This is a genomic window from Streptomyces kryoterrae (assembly GCF_054072135.1).
Genome location: NZ_CM133358.1, coordinates 9,944,665 through 9,963,574 on the forward strand (window position 1 = coordinate 9,944,665; position 18,910 = coordinate 9,963,574).

Annotated in this window: 17 protein-coding genes and 2 pseudogenes; 7 read left to right on the forward strand and 12 right to left on the reverse strand. The window is 69.5% G+C overall.

The window, feature by feature from the left end; genetic code table 11:
• Nucleotides 1-93 precede the first annotated feature (93 nt).
• A complete protein-coding gene (locus ACW4TU_RS44260) occupies nucleotides 94-690 on the reverse strand; it encodes an HAAS signaling domain-containing protein (protein WP_457423090.1) in 597 nt (198 codons plus the stop codon).
• Nucleotides 687-1,061 carry a PadR family transcriptional regulator gene (locus ACW4TU_RS44265; RefSeq protein ID WP_457423092.1) on the reverse strand — a complete coding sequence of 125 codons (375 nt, stop codon included), beginning with the start codon at nucleotides 1,059-1,061 and terminating at the stop codon, nucleotides 687-689. The genes ACW4TU_RS44260 and ACW4TU_RS44265 overlap by 4 nt, the downstream gene beginning before the upstream one ends.
• 591 nt (nucleotides 1,062-1,652) lie before the next feature.
• On the opposite strand from ACW4TU_RS44265, the gene ACW4TU_RS44270 reads away from it, so the two are divergent.
• Complete coding sequence (locus tag ACW4TU_RS44270) at nucleotides 1,653-2,606, forward strand: Ppx/GppA phosphatase family protein (protein WP_457423094.1); 954 nt, start codon at nucleotides 1,653-1,655, stop codon at nucleotides 2,604-2,606.
• Nucleotides 2,607-2,765: 159 nt separating this feature from the next.
• Nucleotides 2,766-3,174, forward strand: a pseudogene (locus tag ACW4TU_RS44275) (Fe-Mn family superoxide dismutase); the annotation flags it as partial.
• Nucleotides 3,175-3,311: 137 nt separating this feature from the next.
• Here the strand turns inward: ACW4TU_RS44275 and ACW4TU_RS44280 are convergent.
• From ACW4TU_RS44280 to ACW4TU_RS44295, 4 genes are all read right to left on the reverse strand, one after another.
• Nucleotides 3,312-4,964: a purine-cytosine permease family protein gene (locus ACW4TU_RS44280; RefSeq protein ID WP_457423096.1), complete on the reverse strand. Its 1,653-nt coding sequence runs from the start codon at nucleotides 4,962-4,964 to the stop codon at nucleotides 3,312-3,314.
• A gap of 119 nt (nucleotides 4,965-5,083) precedes the next feature.
• A complete protein-coding gene (locus ACW4TU_RS44285) occupies nucleotides 5,084-5,824 on the reverse strand; it encodes an FCD domain-containing protein (RefSeq protein ID WP_457423098.1) in 741 nt (246 codons plus the stop codon).
• Between the two features lie 284 nt (nucleotides 5,825-6,108).
• Nucleotides 6,109-7,311: a PP2C family protein-serine/threonine phosphatase gene (locus ACW4TU_RS44290; RefSeq protein WP_457430607.1), complete on the reverse strand. Its 1,203-nt coding sequence runs from the start codon at nucleotides 7,309-7,311 to the stop codon at nucleotides 6,109-6,111.
• A 447-nt stretch (nucleotides 7,312-7,758) separates the two neighbouring features.
• Entirely contained in the window at nucleotides 7,759-8,520 is a 762-nt protein-coding gene (locus ACW4TU_RS44295; protein WP_457423100.1) for a ZIP family metal transporter, read from the reverse strand.
• 323 nt (nucleotides 8,521-8,843) lie between these two features.
• On the opposite strand from ACW4TU_RS44295, the gene ACW4TU_RS44300 reads away from it, so the two are divergent.
• Complete coding sequence (locus tag ACW4TU_RS44300) at nucleotides 8,844-9,098, forward strand: hypothetical protein (RefSeq protein WP_457423102.1); 255 nt, start codon at nucleotides 8,844-8,846, stop codon at nucleotides 9,096-9,098.
• Nucleotides 9,099-9,357: 259 nt separating this feature from the next.
• Here ACW4TU_RS44300 and ACW4TU_RS44305 read toward each other — a convergent pair whose 3' ends face one another.
• The 4 genes from ACW4TU_RS44305 to ACW4TU_RS44320 all read right to left on the reverse strand — a co-directional run bounded on the left by ACW4TU_RS44305 (nucleotide 9,358) and on the right by ACW4TU_RS44320 (nucleotide 15,196).
• Nucleotides 9,358-9,828 (reverse strand): SPW repeat protein, encoded by a 471-nt coding sequence (locus ACW4TU_RS44305; protein ID WP_457423104.1) that lies wholly within the window; start codon nucleotides 9,826-9,828, stop codon nucleotides 9,358-9,360.
• Between the two features lie 812 nt (nucleotides 9,829-10,640).
• Nucleotides 10,641-13,292 (reverse strand): glycosyl hydrolase, encoded by a 2,652-nt coding sequence (locus tag ACW4TU_RS44310; protein WP_457423106.1) that lies wholly within the window; start codon nucleotides 13,290-13,292, stop codon nucleotides 10,641-10,643.
• Nucleotides 13,293-13,621: 329 nt separating this feature from the next.
• Nucleotides 13,622-14,224 carry a cadmium resistance transporter gene (locus ACW4TU_RS44315; RefSeq protein ID WP_457423108.1) on the reverse strand — a complete coding sequence of 201 codons (603 nt, stop codon included), beginning with the start codon at nucleotides 14,222-14,224 and terminating at the stop codon, nucleotides 13,622-13,624.
• A 246-nt stretch (nucleotides 14,225-14,470) separates the two neighbouring features.
• Nucleotides 14,471-15,196 (reverse strand): sulfite exporter TauE/SafE family protein, encoded by a 726-nt coding sequence (locus ACW4TU_RS44320; RefSeq protein ID WP_457423110.1) that lies wholly within the window; start codon nucleotides 15,194-15,196, stop codon nucleotides 14,471-14,473.
• A 322-nt stretch (nucleotides 15,197-15,518) separates the two neighbouring features.
• Here ACW4TU_RS44320 and ACW4TU_RS44325 point away from each other — a divergent pair, with 322 nt between their 5' ends.
• Entirely contained in the window at nucleotides 15,519-15,695 is a 177-nt protein-coding gene (locus ACW4TU_RS44325; RefSeq protein ID WP_457423112.1) for a hypothetical protein, read from the forward strand.
• An 8-nt stretch (nucleotides 15,696-15,703) separates the two neighbouring features.
• On the forward strand, nucleotides 15,704-16,333 hold the full coding sequence (locus tag ACW4TU_RS44330) for a TSUP family transporter (RefSeq protein ID WP_457423114.1): 630 nt from the start codon (nucleotides 15,704-15,706) through the stop codon (nucleotides 16,331-16,333).
• Between the two features lie 131 nt (nucleotides 16,334-16,464).
• Here ACW4TU_RS44330 and ACW4TU_RS44335 read toward each other — a convergent pair whose 3' ends face one another.
• Together ACW4TU_RS44335 and ACW4TU_RS44340 are read right to left on the reverse strand one after the other, a co-directional pair.
• Nucleotides 16,465-16,848, reverse strand: a complete 384-nt coding sequence (locus tag ACW4TU_RS44335; RefSeq protein ID WP_457423116.1) for a hypothetical protein — start codon at nucleotides 16,846-16,848, stop codon at nucleotides 16,465-16,467.
• Entirely contained in the window at nucleotides 16,845-17,051 is a 207-nt protein-coding gene (locus ACW4TU_RS44340) for a hypothetical protein (protein WP_457423118.1), read from the reverse strand. The genes ACW4TU_RS44335 and ACW4TU_RS44340 overlap by 4 nt, the downstream gene beginning before the upstream one ends.
• Nucleotides 17,052-17,325: 274 nt before the next feature.
• Between ACW4TU_RS44340 and ACW4TU_RS44345 the strand changes: the two genes are divergently transcribed.
• Nucleotides 17,326-18,459, forward strand: a complete 1,134-nt coding sequence (locus ACW4TU_RS44345) for a hypothetical protein (protein WP_457423120.1) — start codon at nucleotides 17,326-17,328, stop codon at nucleotides 18,457-18,459.
• A gap of 133 nt (nucleotides 18,460-18,592) precedes the next feature.
• Nucleotides 18,593-18,718 (forward strand): annotated as a pseudogene (locus tag ACW4TU_RS44350) (IS630 family transposase); the annotation flags it as partial.
• Nucleotides 18,719-18,910: the final 192 nt, after the last annotated feature.

Genomic DNA, 18,910 nt, shown 5'->3' on the forward strand with positions numbered 1-18,910 from the left:
TGACCCGTCGCCTCACCCGCTGACCGGCAACCCTCCGTCACCGCACCGGTCGGCCAACGGCTCATGGCGAACCCGTGGACCGGAGACAGCGTCTCAGACGGAGCGGACCCGCCAGAGCCATGCTGCCGTGCCGGCCATCAGGGCGAGCATCGCCAGGTTTGCCAGGAGAGCCGGGGTGCCGGCCTCCGGGCCGCCGGTGGACAGGTTCCAGGTGCTGATGATGACACTCGGCAGGACGGCTGCGAGCAGTACGCCAGTGGTCTTCTGGACGGCGGTCCAGTGCAGTGAGGTGCAGAGAAGGACCGCGCCGGTGATGCGGAACAGGACGCCGAAGAGCTGCCCGGGGTGGTCGGGGAAGACCATCATGAAGGGCATCGAGAGGGTGAGCATCAGGAGCGGCACCAGGGGGTGCACCCTGCCGCGCCGGGCGGGTGCACCGGCATTGCTCCGGGCCGGGGCCCCCTCGGCCCCGTTGCCTGCCTCGGCCAGCGCCGTCGCCGCGATCGTGCGGGGGTCTCCCAGCTCCGCCAGGACCTTGCCGATCGTGGCGTCGGGGCGTTCGGCGCGTGTCACGTCGATGTGTTCGGCGAGGTCGGCGAGGAGTTCCTGGCGACGGTCTGCGGGAAGCGCGGAGGCCTCGCGCTCGACGGCGGAGAGATAGTCGCGTACAGGATTGGCAGAGGTCTTCATGAGAGGTCTCCGGTGGAGGGGTGCGGGGTGGTCAGGAAGGCGTCGACGGCGTTGCGGAAGCCGGGCCAGACGCGGGTGAACTCGTCGAGTGCGGCCCGGCCGCTGTCGGTGAGCGCGTAGTAGCGACGGGGTGGTCCGGAGGCGGACTCCTGCCAGGTGGTGGTGACCAGGTGGTCGCGGCGGAGCCGGGAGAGCAGCGGGTAGACCGTGCCCTGGCCGGTGGCCAGCGCGCCGGAGTCCTCCAGGGCGTGGAGGAGTTCCACGCCGTAACGGGGACGGTCGCGCATCAGGGCGAGGACGCAGTACTCCAGGACACCCTTGCGCAGCTGGGCGGCTGCCCGGGCCTGCTTGGTCGAATCACCTGGTTCCATGCGATGCAAGATACCTGGTGGAGCAAGGGGATGGGAGGCCTTCCTCGTGATCCTGAACTCTGCGACGAGATCGGGCAGTTCACGAAGGAGGCCGTGGGATTGAGCGTGCTGGTGCCGGCGGGCGAGCGGAAGGTGGTCGAGGAACTGTCACGCTTTCGGACAACCTTCTACGGGAGCGAGCGGCGATGGTCTTGTTGCCGGCCGAGTCCAGGTACCGGCGCACGGTCGGCAGGAGATCCGTGCGGGTGGCGGGTGCGGCGGCGACGAGTCGGCCCAGCTGTCGTTCCGCGTAGTCGGCGCTGCGGGGGCTTTCGCGAAGCGGTCGTGGGAGGTCACGCAGTCACGTGGCAGTGCTTCCCTCGTGAAATGTTCAACGCCCCGATGACGGCGGCGGTGTGCCCCCGCTCTTCGTTTTGGAGCTCACGTATCCCTGCTCTCCGCTCCAGCACTGTGGGTCCGCGCGGAGCGCACACCTGTGGTGACGATATGCTTACACGCTGGACCGGATTCCCCGTGCTGTCGTCGAGGGGGCCGGAGTACGGGAGTAGGAGCCGGTTGAGTCAAACGCGGAGGCGAGAGGGAGGCAATGGGATGCGGCAGGCAGGTGTGCTCGATGTCGGATGTCACAGTGCTCTGCTGACGGTGGTGCGGCGGCGCCCGGGTGCGGTGCTGGAGCCGGTGTTCTCCCGAAAGGTGCGGCTGAGTCTGCACGAGACCCTCGACCGCAAGGGGCGTCTGGACAAGATCGGCATGAAGAGTGTCGAGCGGGCTGTGGCCGAGGCCGTCGCCGCCGATCCGCGTCCGCGTGGACCGGAAGTGTTCGCGTTCGCGACCTCCGTCATCCGGGACGCGCCCAACCGTGACGAGATCATCGCGCGAGTGGCACGCACTACCGGTACCCGCCTGCGCGTGCTGACCGGCGAGGAAGAGGCGCGGTTGGCCTATGTGGCGGCCCGCCAGTGGGCCGGCCCGAAGGCTGGGCGGTTGCTGGTCCTGGACATCGGCGGCGGCACCGTGGAGATCGCCTCCGGCACCGGAGACCAACCCCGCGTCGTCCACTCGCTGCCGCTGGGCGCCCGCAGGATCACCCGGGACTGGCTTCCCGGCGGCACAGTGCCGTCCCGACGTTCTCTGGCAGAGATGCGACAGCACCTCCGCCAGTCCCTGGAAGCCGTCCCCGGCCTGCCGCAGGCCGAGCTGGGAGGGCGGGTACTGGCCTGCTCCAAGACCTTCGAACAGCTTGCCCGGCTCGCCGCTGCCCAGGGCAGGACACCGCGCGCAAGACGGCGGCTGACGCTGGCCCAACTGCGCACGTCGGTCTCTCTGCTGGCCGACGCGACACCGTCCCACCGGGCCAAGCTGCCGGGCATCTCCCGCCACCGCGCCGAGCAGTCCCTGGCCGGAGCCTTGATCGCCCAGTCCCTCATGGAAGCCTGCGGGGCCAAGAGCGTCGAGATCTGCCCCTGGTCCACACGGGAAGGGCTATTGCTCGAACACCTCGGCGTGGCTCCCACTCCGGTCGGCCGCCCCCGCCTCGTCGGCTGAGCCCAGCGGACCTTGTCCCCCGAAGGCTTTCCCCGTTCGGCATCCACCTCCCTGGTCGCGCTGCCTGACCCCTCCCACCGCTCACCGCTGCAACGGGCACATCGGCCGTGAGCGGGCAGCGATCCTTTGTACCGCGTCGGGCCGGGGCCGGGTACGGCGTGGGCGACTGCGACAGGCGACGGCGGCGAGCCACAGGCATGGCGGCGGCGAGCTCGCGGTCGCCATCCCCGAATCCTTCGGTTCGTTCGCGGGCCTCGAAACGCAGCTCACCAAGCCCGCCGCGACCACAGGGTTCGGGCTGAGGACCCTCGCCCACGGATCGCTCAGCGGTCACCTGATCGTCGAGCAGTTCTACGGTCACCAGAGCGGCGTCGGCGAGGGCTCGACCCGGATCCTGGTCTTCGACGCCCGGGAGCACGCCTTCTCCCTGCAGCACAAGAACCAGACAGGCGACTTCACCGACGTCATGTGGGCCGTCGTCAACTGGCAGGACGTGGACCGGCGTTACGCCGACGTCAAGGAGCGCGGAGACGAGGAGCCCGGCGACAGCCTGCTCCTGGCGTCGTGACGGCGCCGGGGGCGCGCCCAGAAGTCCCGTTCGTGGTCGTCTTCTCAACCTCACCTGCCGGGCGGTATGACGAAGGGCTCCCGCGAGGGACGTGACGTGCGGGAGCCCTTCGGCTTCTCCTGGGCGTAACAGGGGTTTCAGACAGCGGGTGTCGGCGAGAGGACGTGGTCGCCGACCTTGTCAGTACTCAGGCAGAGGGAGCAGACGGCGGCGTCGTGCGTTCGGCAGGCGGCCACGTCGGGGCGCTCGAACTCCTGTCGGCACACGTGGCACTCGTACGTCACGGCGCTGGGGTTGCCGTCCCCGTCGAGGAGCGGCGCGTCGATGCCGTCATCGGTGCGGCGCAGGTAGTACTTGCCCTTGGTGACGACCGCCATGAGCGGAGTGAGGACGAAGGCGATGACGGCCGCGGCCACGGGGGAGTACGGCTGGAGGGTGTCGCCGAGGGCGTGGAAGTACATGGCGATGGACAGCCCGGACGCGGCGACGAAGGCCACCACACCCACCGGGTTGACCGCGTAGAGCATGCCCCGGCGGAACTCGGGCTGGAGCGGCGACAACTTGAGGAGGTACTTGTTGACGCCGATGTCGGTGGCGACGGTGACGACCCAGGCGATGGCGCAGTTCGAGTAGAAGCCGAGAATGTCGTTGAGGAAGCTGAACATGTCGGCTTCCATCAGGGCGAGCGCGAAACCGAGGTTGACCAGGACGAAGATCATGCGGCCGGGGTAGTGCTTGGTGACGCGGGTGAAGGAGTTGGTCCAGGCGAGGGAGCCGGAGTAGGCGTTCGTCACGTTGATCTTGATCTGGCTGATGACGACCAGAGCCACGGCCAGCGGTAGCACCATCCAGGACGGCATCATCGCGTCGAAGGCGCCGCGGAACTGCTGGATCGGCTCGGGGGCGGCGTCCGCGCCGACCTTGGCGAGGATGTAGACGGCGAGAAACACACCGATGGTCTGCTTCAGCGCGCCGAGCACCACCCAGCCGGGACCGGCCATGACCACGGCCGTCCACCACGTGCGCTTGTTCGCCTCGGTCTTGGGCGGCATGAAGCGCAGGTAGTCGATCTGCTCGCCGATCTGCGCGATCAGCGACAGACACACCCCCGCGCCCAGGAGCACGGACGCGGTGTTGACGCCGCCTTCGCCGTCGGTGCCGGCGTAGGAGAGGAAACGGTCGATGGTGCTGGGGTCGGTGGAGACGAGGTAGACGAGCGGGGCGACCATCAGGACCAGCCAGACGGGGGTCGTCCACACCTGGAGCTTGCTGAGCGCCTTCATGCCGTAGATGACCAGCGGGATCACCATCAGCGTGGAGAGGGCGTAGCCCAGCCAGAGCGGCAGCCCGAGGCCCAGTTTCAGGCCCTGGGCCATGATCGAGCCTTCGAGGGCGAAGAAGATGAAGGTGAAGCTCGCGAAGATGACGCTCGTGAGGACCGAGCCGTAGTAGCCGAAGCCGGAGCCGCGGGTGATCAGGTCCAGGTCGATGTTGTAACGGGCGCCGTAGTAGGCGAGGGGGAAACCGGTGACGAAGATGACGACGGCGGCGACGGCGATCGCCACGAGCGCGTTGCCGGTTCCGTGGGCCAGGCCGATGCCGGCGCCGATGGAGAAGTCGGCCATGTAGGCGATGCCGCCGAGCGCCGTGGTGGCTACCACCATCGGAGTCCACCGGCGGTAGCTGCGGGGAGCGAAGCGGAGTGTGTAGTCCTCCAGGGTCTCCTTGGTCGCCTGGCTGGTCGGGGAGTCCGGTGCTGCGGCGGTCTGAGGTGACTCAGTGGTGCTCATGGGCAGCCCTTCGGGGATGTGGGGATGCTTCCTGCGGGTGCGGTGAGCGGTGGTGCGCCCCCGGCAGGCGGCGTCGGCAGCCAGGGAGTTGTGGGGGCCCGGGCGTAGCTTCCGGGTTTTCAGAAGTTGTCGGCGTGCAGAGCCGTCTGCGTCATGGCATGCCGGGCGCGTTCCAGGACCACGGCCATCGAGGCGCCGACGCGGGCGTGCCGGGCGTGGTGGGTGGCATCGAGACGGCCGGCGCGGACGAACCCCGTGATCTGGATGTGCTCGGTGACGTTCGTCGCGAGGCGGCCCCGGGTGAGGAAGCCGTACGTCCGCACCCGCCGTCCGCGCTCGCCGGGCGCCACGAGCGCGGGCGTGAGGGCGGGGTTGCCGGCGCCTCGGGAGAGTTCGGTGTGGCAGCGCTCGTCCTGGACGACGAAGCGCGGGTCCGGTGTCTGCGGCTGCTCGCGCATCGCGTACCAACGGTGCGGTCCGGCTTCGGTGACGGTCGGATCGTGGTGCACGGAGGGGCCCTCGACCGCGCGGGCGATCCCGCGCAGTTCGAGGGTGATCCGAAGTTCGTAGTAGTCCTTGAGCCGAGTGAGGCTGGGGCTGGGGATCGGGACGCAGAATCCGCCGCCACCGCGCTCGATCAGGTCGTCGGAGGCCTGCCGCGCCAGTGCCCCGCGTACCGGGGTCCGTGACACCCTGCCCCGAGCGGCCGGCCGCGTGTCGGTCAGCCTCCCGCGCGGGCCGGACCCGCCGTCGACTGCGGCCGCGCGGAGCTTCGTGTGGACCGTCTCACGCAGCGGGGGAGTGGGTGGTGCAGCCGCATTCGGCCTGGTGTCCGAGTGCGTACACAGCTCCGAATCCATGAGCGGACACGCTAGAAATCGCGTGTTTCCCGAAGGGTCCGCGTGGCGTGAACGGCTCGTTTCCGTGGTCTCACCCGCCGCGTGGACGGCAGGCCTCGGTCCGGCCAAGGCTCATCGAGGCCCCGGCCAGGCCGCCACCCAGGGGATGCCGCAGCCTGTGGCCGCCGCCAGTTCCTGCGAGGTTGTTCCTCGGCCGCTCACTCGCGCAGCCCCACAGCGACGTCCCGGGCACCGACCCTCTCGGCGGCGGTGACGGCACTCCGCAGGGTCTCGTTCGTGCCGCTTCAGGTCACGGGAATTGCAGGACATCCCTTTGACCGGTGCTCCGGCTGCGAGGCACTGGGGAGGTCTGCGCCGGTGTCCGCGTTGCGTCGGGTGTGCCTGACACCGTGCCAGTCCAGGCACATGATGGTGGCGTCGTCCCGGAGGTGACCGTTGTTGGCGGCGACGACGTTCGCGATCACCGTGCGGGCGGCTTCACGCGGATGCAGGTCGGCGGTGCCCACGATCAGGTCCTCCAGGTCCACGGTGGCGGCACCGCGTTCGAGCATGCCGTCGGTGAGCAGGAACAGCCGGTCGTCGGCCCGCAGGTCCAGTTGCTGGACCCGGTAGGCATGCGGAAAGCGGAAGCCGAACGGCATGTCCACCTCGACCTTGAGCTGCTCCACCTTCCCGTCGCGCAACCGCAGTGGCCAGGGGTGGCCCGCGTTGACGAACTCGGTGTCGCCGTTGAGCAGGTTGATGCGCAGGAGCTGACCGGTGACGTATCCCTGCCCGCCGTGGTCGAGCATCGTCCGATGCGTCTGCCGGGCCTGTTCTGCCAGATCGGCGCCCGCCCGTCTGGCCCCGCGCAGGGCTCCGATGGCGAGGGTGGCGAGCAGTGCGGCGGCGACATCATGGCCCATGGCGTCGGTGACGGAGAGCTGTACGGTGTCGCGGTCGATGGTGTAGTCGAAGGTGTCGCCTCCGACATGGTCGGCGGGCTCAAGTGCTCCGGCGACCGTGAACTGTGCGGCTTCGCAGGCGAGGGACGAGGGAAGCAGCCGGTGCTGGATTTCTGCGGCCAGGCTCAGCGGTCTGGTGCGCCGGCCCCACTGGTACACGTCGGTGTACGAGCGGTTCGCGATGACGATGTAGGCCAGGGCGTGCGCCGTCTCGCCGATCTCCCGCATCGCCGTCTCGTCGGGGGCCTTGGGCAGGAAGAGTTCCAGCAGACCGATGGCGTCACCCCGGTTGGTGACCGGAGCGACGACCCGCACCGAGCTGGTGCCGGGGATGGCCTCCGTGGCCGGCTGCTGGGTCCGGATCACCTCGTCGTACACGGTGCCCGGCAGGCCGATGCGGCGGGCCGGTTCGTCGGTCTCCACGTCCCCGGCGGCGCCGAGGCGCACCACTGACGTTCCGGTGAAGTCCGTGATGAGGAAGGAGACCCTGCTCGCGTCGAGGCTCTGCCTGAGCATGTGGGCGACGACGTCGAGCGACTCCACCGGCGGTGCGGTCTCCGCCGCGGCCAACGCCCCGCCCAGCCCCAACGTCCGCGGGCGCTCCTCGTTGCCCGAGGCACACCGAGGACCGATGATGCTGTCCGCGTCCGGCGGATCTGCGCTAACCAAAACCTCTCCCGTTCCCTGATCGCCGCCCCCCTTCTCGCCGGAAGCGACGTGGCGTCGGTGGTCCGGTCGCGAAGACGCGGCCGGGAACGCACCCTTGCCCCATCACGCAATTCTTCCCGTCTTGGTCCAGCACAGACCTCTCAGCTTGTCTGCACCGCCCGCGGGCGGGGCATGGCCGACCGCCGGGCCGGTCCGCTCAAGCGCCCGCAGACCGGCCCGGACAACTGGGCATGGTGGGCTGCGTGTGGCCGTTGGGCCCACCCGTCGCCCGGGTCATCACCGGCCTCTACGGCGTCGCAGTGCAGGGGAAAGGGTCGGCGATCAGCTATGGGAGAGAGCGAACGAGACGAGGAAGCCGCTGACGGTGATCAGCCCGATCGCCAGGTGGGCGTCGTTGAACGCCTCGGGGATCATAGTGTCGGCGATCATGGCGAGGATCGCCCCGGCCGCCACTGCGGTCACCGCGGCGATCACGGCGGGGGAGAAGGAGCCGACCACCGTGTAACCGAGGACGGCCGACACCGTGCTCGCGGCCGTGATCGCGGCCCAGACACCGAAGACGTAGCCCCGGCTGCGGCCGGCCTTCCTCATACCCGCCGAACTGGACAACCCCTCGGGAACGTTGCTGATGAACACCGCCGCCACCGTCACCAGACTGACCGCGCCGCCATCCAGCAGGCTGACGCCGATGACCGCGGACTCCGGCACACCGTCGAGCAGCGCGCCGAGCGCGAGCGCGCTCCCGGACCCGCCCTGCTCGGACTCCGAGGGCTGCGCCTCCGCCGGTTCGTGACCGGAGCGCTTGCGGTGGCGCGCTCCCCGACAGGCCAGCCACACGTTGCCCCCGGTGTAGGCGAAGGCGCCGATGAGGGTGCCGACGACAGTGGGAGCGAGCCCCGCCTGGTCGTACGCTTCTCCCACCAGCTCGAAGGACACCGCCGAGATCAGCACCCCGGCCCCGAAGGCCATCACGCTCGCGATCACCTTCTGCGGTACCCGTAGCCCGTACCCCAGCGCAGCACCGAGCAGCAGCGCCGAGCCCGCCACCAACCCCCACAGTCCAGCCTCTACCACTTCAGCCATGCCGAACCATCTACCCGTTGTCGATGTGGATCAACAGTCGGCCGAGGCCGCCCGGCGAGGTCGCCCTGGTGCGCGTTCCACGGGTCACCGGTGCCATGAGTCAAGACGTGGATGCCTCGCCGTGGCCACCTTCCTGGTCACTGCCTCCCGAGGAGCTCGCAAGGCCTGTCTGACCCTTCTCGGACAAGGTCTGCGGACCTGGCCGACACCGGCCAACTGCTGCCGTATCGCCCTGGACGGAACCAGCGCCCAACTCGTCAACGACGAACCGCACCTGACCGTGAACCTGTCCTTCGGTGTCGCCGGGCCGGGACCCTCACCAGGTGCAGGATCTCGGCCCGCGCACCGGTGACGCCATGGAGCTCCGTTCCGACGGAATGCAGGAACGCGAACCGGAGACGGCCGACCTGCCAAGCCTCATCCGCGAGAGGGCCATCGAGCATCCCCGCGAGGTCGTGCGCACACTGGTTGCCGGCGCCTTCCCCCCCCGGCAGCTGCGAGACGATGCCACCGTCCTTTGTCTGGATTGGCACGCCCCCCGTTGCGGCGGGCGCCGCGCGAACGCCGGAGCTTCGTGACGTCCGCGCCTCCGGGCGTCCGCAGCCTGAGAGAGATCACGCAAGCCGCAGCACCAGGGCCGCTGGTCCGACTCGGACATGGTCACCGCGACCGCCGATGGCGAGGTGATGGCCCTGGCCGACAGGGTCGGATCGAGATACCTGGACCCTGGACACCGAGGTGACCGTGGGGTCCTCGATGTACTACAGCGGCGCCTGGTCCAAGCGGCCGTGGCCCTACCTACGGGGACTGAGCCGGTTCAGGTTCCGGAAACGCACGTCAGCGGGGCATCCGGGCGGACCGGGTCCCCCTGCTCCTGTCGGTTTCCTTCGCCGCCGCAGCGGCAGCCAGTGCGAGCAGCAGTCCGATGATGCCGACGATGACGTTGTTGACGACGCTGCGCGTGGTGTCCACGTTCCCTGCCACCACCCACGGCGCGACGATGGTCCACGCTCCGAGCAGCGCCGCTGCCCACGCCCGGGCGTGCGTGCGCTCATAGGCGTGGCCGAAGCCGCTCAGCAGGAACGCGTACGCGATACCGGCGATGAGGTTGTTCACGGCCAAGGTGCTGAAACCGTTGAAGCCCGCGATCCAGGGCGATGCGGCCAGGTACAGGCCGGTCACCATGGCCAACGCCTCGACGGCCTGGCCTTTTCGGGTCGACGCCGCTCGCTCGGCCCGGGCGTGGCGTTCCCGCATCTCCACAATGTCCGGGTGTGAATCCATAGGGGTGTGGGTCTGGTCGGTCATGCTGGCCTCCCGCGTCAGGGGCCCGCGCGCTGTGCGGCCCATTGAGCGACGGGTACCCCGCCAAAGACGTCAAAACCACACATTTCCGACTAAAGCATTTCGCCCTGCCCGCGAGCCGGACGGTCATCGGCGCTGCACGTGGTGCCGCCCGGCACCAGCCGCGCGCACGGTGTCCTCAGCCGTGTCGCCCGGGCCGGGACTGCCTCCCGGGCACCGGCCCGACCCTGGTGCGTCTCCGCACCGCGGTGTAACAGCCCCATCCAGGCATTCGAAGGGAGGACTGGTCCACCCCTTCGGGCGTGGGCGGTGACCGGGGAAACCCGATGGCCGAAAAACATGGCCACGACACCCTGAGGTCCGGATGAGGCACGGCGACAGCGGTAGCCCACTTGGGGACACGTCGGCGAGACCGGCCCGAGTCGGCTGCCACCACGGGGCTCATGCACCTGCGTCACCGTGCACCCGACGGACCCTGACACCGCCCGCCTGCGTCGCCTTCGGCGGATACGAGCAGGGGCAACCTGCGGGTGACACGGACGGCGGAGAGCCCTGGGCCAACCGCCACCGCTCTGCCACGCGCTCCGATCCGCGCCCTGGCGAACATCCCCAGCGGACGACGCTGCTCAAGGGCCCGACCCTGCTCGGTCGACGACTGGTTCTGGATGGACGAGCCACTGGTCTGTGTGACTCACTCACGCCGGACGTGGCAAGGGCAGCCCGCGCCGCGTTCACGCTGTACGGGAGTGTCGTACCGTACGCGAAGGAGGGGTGGCCGCGGCGATCAGCCCGGCCACCCCTCCCCGCTGTCATCCTCAGCCGCGATCCGGCACCTTGATCGAGTAGATGCCGCGGCCGTGCGTTGCCGCGTACAGGGTGCGGCCGTCGGGGCCGAGCTTCAGCTGGAGCACGGAGACGGCCGGGAGGTCGCCGACGCGCTGCCATGTCGTCCGGCCCGGCGCGCGGTAGACGACGCCGAGGTCGGTGCTCACGGCGAGGCCGCCGTGCGGTGTGACCACGGCGGAGTCGGCGGGCACGTCGGGGAAGTTCTTCGAGACGTCCTTCCAGGTGGTGCCGCCGTCCTTGGACTCGAAGACATGGCCGACGCCCGCACCCGGCCCCTCGGTCCACTTCCGGGAGAAGCCGTTGACCGTGAGGAACACGTGGTCGGCGTTCTTCGGGTCGACGGCGAAGCCGCTGAGGTAGCGGTTGGGCACGGTCCCGTCGACGGGAAGCGTGAGGTCGTGCCAGCCGGTGCCGTCCGCGTTGCCCACTGAGATGCCGCGCGTAAAGCCCTGGTTGTTGCAGGGGCCGCACCAGGCCGCGTAGACCTTGCCGCCGGAGGCCGCGACGGCCGTCGCGGTGTGGCCGGCGCCGAGGTCGTACACGCTGGTCCACTCGTCGCCGCTGCGGATGGCGTACCCGTGGGTCTGCACCCACACGTGACGGCCGCCCGCGATCCACGTCGAGGGGCTCTTCGCGTCGGCCGCGAGCGGGGCGATGAAGCGCGCCTCGCCGGTGGCGTTGTCGGCCGGGGCGACGTTGTAGGACGTGACCTTGGAGGCGTCGTCGATCCAACTGCCGTCGTTCACGGCGCAGTTCTGGGTCACCTGGATGGAGAGGTAGACGTACTCCTCGGCGATGTTGCACCCGTTGGCCGGGTCGGTGAGGGTGTCACCGCCGTCGCCGCCGAAGTTGGAGCCCATCACGCGGTCGTTGCTGCGCAGGACGGACTGGCCGTTGTCCTGGAGGCCGCCGGTGACGGAGACGCCCCCGTGGTCGAGGTCCTTGCCGATGCCGACCGAGTAGTACTGCAGGGTGTCGATGGTCCCGTCGTTGAGAGAGGTCCAGTCGGTGGCGTGCCCGGAGGCGTCCTGCCGGCCGTGGAGCGGTCGCTTGTAGACGCCGCCGTCGTTGCCGACGTACACGAAGCTCCTGCCGTGGTAGCGGCCGATCGCGACGCCGTGCTGGTCGGAGTGGGTGGTCTGGTCGCAGTCGCCGGTCTGCTTGGCCGGGTCGATGCTCCAGCAGGAGAACCCGAAGTTCCAGTACGGGCCGACGGTCGACCAGGTGCCACCGCCGTCCTTGGACTCGTAGACCTCCTCAAGCCCCGCGTACACGTGCTGCGGGTCGCTCGGGTCGACGGTCAGGAACTGGTTGTACCAGGCCTGGACACCGGGCATGTAGCCGCTGGACGTCAGTGCCGAACCGGAGGCGGCCAGGCCCTGGTAGTCGGCGATCTTCGTCCAAGGGCCCGTCGGGGAGCCGGACTTGGAGACGTAGAAGCCCTCCAGGCCGCTGTCCGGGTTGGTGTTGAGCTGCTCCGGTGACTGGTCGATGGCGTAGTAGCGGGAACCGTCGGCGGAGCGGGCGAAGGTGACGTTACCGACGCCGTCCGGGTCGGCCGGCAGGTCACCCAGGCCGCTGGTGATCCGGGTCCAGGTGCCGTCCGCGCCCTTGGTGTAGAAGCCGTTGTAGTCGTCACCGCTGCGCCAGCCGACCGCGAGGACCACCTTGTTCGGGTTCTTCGGGTCGACGGCGATGTCGTTGGCGATGTTCTTGTACGGGGCGTCGGGGTCGGCCGCCTCCGAACCACCCGGCAGGAACTCGGGGTTGGGAGCGAACTCCAGCTTCCAGGCGCCCTTCAGCGTCTTTGCGGAGTGGCTCCACACACCCTTGCTGGTCGCTGCCCACACCCTGCCGCCACCGAAGCGCAACTGGTGGACGGTGGTGCTCTCCAACTCGTCACCGCCGACCCGGGCACGGGAGGAGAACGTGCCGTGGTGCGGGTCGGCCAGGACGTAGACGCCGCTGCCGAGGTAGGCGTCCGCGTTGGTCGTCGCCTCGCCGGTGCCCAGCCACAGCCGGCCGGCCGCGTCGAGGGCGAGCGCGCCGGTGGACTGGGCGGGCAGCCGGTCGCTGATGGGCTGCCAGTGCCCGCCGCCGGACCTGGACCGCCACACCCCGCCGCCCGCGCTGCCGGCGTACACGTACCCGTCGTCGTCGGCGGCCATCGCGGCCATCCGGCCGGTGACGTTGCCCGAGCCGCCACTGGAGTTGGAGTCGACGTCCCGGTAGCGCGGATCGTCGGAGTTGTAGGGAAGATCGGTGACGTTCCGCCAACTGCCTCCGCTGTTGGGCAGGTTGTTCAGACTCTGCCAGGCGGCGCCGTACGCGCCCGGTGCGACGACGCCGGGTGAGGTACGGGCCTCGGCGTACTGGTCCGCGCCCTCGGCGATCTCGTCGGCCTCGTTGCCGTCGTCACCGTCGCCGTCATCGCCCTTCAGGGCGGGGGTGAGCGCGCCGACCGACTCCTGCCGCTCTGCGGCGAGTTGGCCGAGGACGCGGGGGCCGAAGGGGCTGCCGCCCCCGCCGGGCGCGGCGCCGGCGGGTATCGCGACGAGAGCGGCGGAGGCGGTGATGGCGCAGATCGTGAACCATCGTCTTCTACGGGTTGGTGATGACACCGGGTCCTCCCAGAACGGGCGTTGAGACAGCCGTAACAGCCGTCGCAGGGACCCGATCACGGGCGCAGGAAGGGGCGGCCCGCATTTGGACAGTCTTTGACCAGAACCTGTCGCTTCGTGTACAGGGCACAGTCGGCTCATGGCATTGCGACAGACTGGCGGCCTGCCGGTCTGCTGCTGTTGACTCTCCGGCCCTGCTCTACAAGGCGGATTCCCGGGGCCGTTGACGTCCCCCGGAGGACTGGTGGCGAACCGGACGACCTGTTTTGCCAGGGGAGGTGCCCGGTGCCGTGAGGAACGCGAACTGGTCCTGGTGTGTGCCCACCGAGTCACAGGCCGAAGGCGCCGCCCTCGATGAGGATGAGCAGGCCGACGGCGATCAGGACCAGGGGCAGCAGGATGTGGCCCCAGCGGGCGAGGGCCTTGGCGATGACCGGGCGGGTGGCGAGGAACCGGCCCGCGAAGCACCACACGGCCACCAGCACAAGGAACACCACGGCGTACACGCTCATCCCGCCGACTCCGGCGGTGGCGAAGACGGGCACGTAGACGCCGATGTTGTCGCCGCCGTTGGCGAAGGTGACCGCGGCGACCTCCAGCGGGCTGGGAGCGCCCTCCCCGGCCTGTGGCTCCTCCGCGTTCCCGCCGTCGCAGTGGTCCTTCCAGGCCTGCCAGGCTGCCTTGAGACCCAGCGTGAGCGGTAGCAGGCCGAGGTAGGGGACGGCGGCCTCGGGCAGGAACGTGGCGCCGAACGCTGTGGCCACCGCCACCGTCAGGATCGCTGTGAAGCCCAGGTACTGGCCAAGCACGATGCGGTGGCTGGAGCCGCCGTGCCCTGCGCCCTGAGCGAAGAACAGCGCCAGGATCAGGATGTCGTCGATGTTGGTGACGGCGAACAGCCCGGTCGCCTGCCCGATGATGCCGAGGCTCACGAGTGAGTGCTCCCTTTTGATGCGGGTGGTCCCGGCGACGCCACCGGGACCGGCACCGCGCCCCTCGCGGGGCAGGGACGCGGTGTTTTCCGTCTCTGGGTGGTTCTGGTGTGGGCGACGATGCGAGGGTGACACGGCCGAGAGGGGTTGGAGAGACAGCCCTCGTGCTCTCACCGTCCCACGGCCACTGGGGAGTCGAGAGCCGAGGTCCTGCCGCTGGTGCCTCTGATGAGGGTGAGGAGGGGCTCAGCCGCCGGTGATGGCCAGCAGGAGACCGGAGGTGATCAGGCCGATCTCGACCACGATGACGAAGACGTGGGCGGGGAGCCGGTCGACGATTCTCTTGCCGGTCCAGGCGCCCGCGGTGCTGGCGGGTGCGAGGGCGAGGCCGATGGCGGCGTTGGAGGCGGTCAGCACGGCTGCGGCGCCGAAGACGACCAGCTTGGTCAGGTGCATCACCACGGCGGAGGCGGCTTCGGTGCCGATGTAGGCGCCTTTGAGCAGGCCGCGGGCGAGGAAGAACGGGGCGACCATCGGGCCGACCGAGCCGATCAGGGCGGAGCCGAAGCCGGATGCGGCGCCGACGGCGGCGAACGCGGCGTCGTCCAGCCGGGCGGCGTGCGGCTTGAAGCGCCGCCAGACGACCATGACCAGCAGGAACACGCCGACGAGGCGAGTGAGAGTGGGCATGGGTACGGTGGCGAACAGCAGCGCGCCGACGACCGCGGCCGGGACGGCGCCGAGGGCGAAGACACCCACCAGGTGCCGGTCGACGTCGTGGCGGTTGAACCACACCCGGCCGCCGTTGCCGGCCAGTTGGGCGACGGTGAGGACGGCGACCGCGTCCCGGGTGCCGAAGGCGGCGACGAACACCGGGAGCAGCAGCACCCCGCCACCGAACCCGGCGACCGCGGAGAGGACCGAGGTACCGAAGGCGGCGACGATGACGGAGATGACCTGCAGTGCTCCCATGCGGGGGATTCTTCCGCCCGCGGTGACGGCAGGGGCAGGTAGGGGTGGCTACCCGAAAGGTTCAGCCTGCGGCGCACCGGGCCCGGCCGCCCTGGTGCCATCGAGTCGGTAGGGCCGCAGGTTCCCCGAGGTGTTCCCGCCGTGATGAGGCGGCGGACGATGGCCGTGCAGAGCTTTCGACGTGGAGGGGGCATGGTGCCCCGCGATGCCCTGACCATGAGGCTGCTCCGCGTCAAGCCCCGAACACGGCCGGTCAGCACGGCGTGGGCATCTGTGGGCGTGCCGTAGCGGGCGGGGGCCGCGAGCAGCGAGGATGCCCGCCATGGCCATGGGAAAGGACCTCGCTCCCATCCGGCCGAGGCACTCGACGTATCCGGTGTTCGGTGCGGGAGCGGTCATCGGCGTGCTGGGCGGGATGATCGGTTTGGGCGGCGCGGAGTTCCGTCTGCCGCTGTTGATCAGCCTGTTCGGGTTCGCCGCCTCTCCGCGGTCATCCTGAACAAGGCGATGAGTCTGGTCGTGGTGCTGGTTGCGCTGCCCGCCCGCCTGGCGGCGGTCCCGGCTTCTGAGGTGGCGGCGCACTGGTCGGTCGCTGTCAACCTACTGGCCGGGAGCCTGGTGGGCGCCTGGGCCGGAGCGTCCTGGGCGGTGCGGATGCGCAGCTCCACCCTCTACAACGTGCTTGCGGCGCTGATGGTGCTCATGGCTGCGGCTCTGCTGGTCACGCACGTCTCCACGGTGGGGACGCTCGCGCTGCCGTTGTGGGCCCAGGTGCCGTGCGGGGCCGTGGCCGGGTTCGGCATCGGGGTGGTCGCGGCGATCATGGGTGTGGCCGGGGGAGAGTTGCTGATCCCGACGATCGTGCTGCTGTTCGCGGTGGACATCAAGACCGCGGGCAGCCTCTCTCTGCTGGTGTCTCTGCCGACCATGCTGGTGGCTTTCGCCCGCTACAGCCGTGACGGCAGCTTCGCGGTGCTGGGCGCCAACCGCCGCTTCATCCTGGTCATGGCCGCAGGCTCGATCGCCGGCGCCTTGGTGGGCGGGTTTCTCGTCGGTGTGTTCTCGGACCTGGTGCTGATCCCCGCGCTCGCGGTGATCCTCCTCGTCTCCGCGGCCAAGCTCGCCAGGCACGAATGACCCGTCGTGCTCCCGAGCTTGCGTCCGGTACCCAGGCACAGGTTTGCCGTCGATGTATGCGTGCCATGGGGAAGACCCGTACACAGAGGCGTTCTCGGGGCGGAAACGGTTCCCGGGACAACCCGATGGCGTCATCCAGCGCGCCAGGACTCCAAGTGCTGTGCGACGGTGCGCAGATCGGCTTCCTGAGCACGGACCGCTTGAGCGAGTTCGTAGAGATCGTCGTCCTTGGCCTGGAGGGGCTGGCCGGAGACGTGCATGTACTGGCTGGTGCAGGCCCATCCGATGACCAGGTTGTAGTCGGTGAAGGGGCGCAGCAGCAGCGCGGTGTGCAGGAAGGTCGCGGCCCGGGAAGCGGGCTCCTCGTAGTACAGGACGCCGCGCTCCCGCTCGAACGTGTGCCGGTTGGCCATGAACCCCAGCGCACCCCAGTCCGCGATGGGCACGTTCAGCGGGGAGATCGCCGACTGGACCTGCAGGACCCAGCCGACGTCGACACGGATGATCGGGCTCACCGCTGTCCTGCGGGGAAGCGGGCTTCTACGCCAGGCAGCACCCGGGCAGCTTCCGCGACCGCCCCCTCCACGAAGGCCAGCCGGTCGGCTTCCTCCACCGTCACATCGTGCACGTGCTGCTTCAGGCTCCGTCCCGTCAGAGCCGCCCGATCGCGCAGCCGCGCCATCTCTTCCTCGCTGAATTCCACATTGAGTGCAGGCATAGACCCAAGGTACCTCGTTAGGTACCAGAGCGAGTACCGAACGAATGAGTGCCAGACCGCACAGAGGATTTCAGTGGAGAGGTGACCGCCATGGCCGATCCAGGCCGACCGCGCCTTGGGGCGGAGAGGAACACGGTCCCAGGCCATGGTCCGTGCTCTTGCCGCTGCTGGCACAACCATCCGGCGGGGCGAACGGTCTCATGAGTGAGCAAACAATTACGGGGGCGAACGTGCAGGACCCACGCAAGCTCCCCGTAGACAACGGGGAGCAGTCATGAAGACAGGCATGTACTTCAAGGTCGCGATCATCGCGGCGTTCACCGCGGCTACCGTGACCGTCGCCCCAGCCGCAGTCTCAGCGGCGGACGGTGCGGCTCCCGCATCGTCGACCCCGGGCCGGACCCCGGCCTGGCGTACCTCTCTGGCGGGGACGCTCACGGACAACTCCGCGCTCTTCGACATCGCGTCGGTCGGCCCGGACGCCGCCTGGGCGGTGGGGGTCCAGTACGTCGATGGCGTCAGCCAGGGCGTCATCCTGCGCTGGAACGGCAGGACCTGGCAGCAGCAGTCCACCCCCGCCGTGCCGGAGACCGGCGTGTGGCACGCCGTGGACGGGGTGTCCGCGCACGACGTCTGGGCGTACGGCTGGGATCAGCAGGGCGAGACCCTGGGCCACTACGACGGCAAGCGGTGGACGCAGATGCCACTGCCTGAGGAGAAGGGCTACGGCTTCGCGAAGCTCGCCGCCGTCCCCGGCAAGACCTGGCTGGTGAGTGACACCGCGATCAACTGCTATGCCCATGGCGTCTGGCAGAGCACACCCCTCCCGAGTGGCGTCTTCATCAACGCCATCGAGGCGCGGACCGCCCACGATGCCTGGGCGGTCGGGCAGTTCGCGTACGCCGGCCAGCCGGGCCGATCCGTGCTGCTGCACTGGGACGGCCGTTCGTGGACCGAAACCGCGCCGGCCGGCAGTGATCTCGCGATCACGGCCGTGTACCAGGAGTCCGCCCGCAGCGTATGGGTCACCGCTCTCACCCCGTACGTCGAAGACGAACCCCAGCAGACCAGGGTGCTGCACTGGAACGGCCGCACATGGCGCGACGTCACCGGGCCGGTCGACGGGCTGTGGGCCGATGCCATCACCGGCGACGGCAAGGGCACCGTCTGGGTCTCGGGCGACCCCTACGGCTACGAGGGCACCGCCCTCTACTGGCGTCTGCGGGACGGCGTCTGGACCTCCGTAGAGGGTGACGCCGTCCCCGGCGGCCAGACCCAGGCCTACGACATCGAGGCCCTCGCGCCCACCGGCCGCACCGGACAGTTCTGGTCCGTCGGCACCTATGGACTGATCACCGGAGAGTCCACCTCCGCCCAGTACGAGCTGATCCAGCGTTCGACTCGCTGAACCCGCCCCTGACGAAGGGGCGACGGGAGACGGCGAAGCGACCTCGGCTGAGTCACGGGTGGCGCAACATCCCTCAGGACCGGTGCTGCAACGACCTGCAGAACCCGCGTCCTGTTGGGGGTGTTCGGCGGCCGCGACGTGGCTGGGGGAGGGGCCTGCCGCGCATGGCTGGAGTGATGAGCAGGTCTGGACAACCGCGAGGATGCGCACGCTGGTCGGGCGGAAGCTCCACCTCTCCCGCGGCGTTTCCGGGGTGACCGGCTGCTGTACCGGCAAGACGATGCTTGGCTCTAACAGTGGGTACTGGCCCCGTCTGTGAGGCTCGGTTGGCCCCACCCGGCGGATCCGAGATGGTGTAACGACGGATTCTGGCCCCACCGGGGTTGTTGTGGGACGCTCGTTGTGCTCCTCGCGCTGAGGGGGCACGGATGCGAGCATCGAAGTCCAAAGT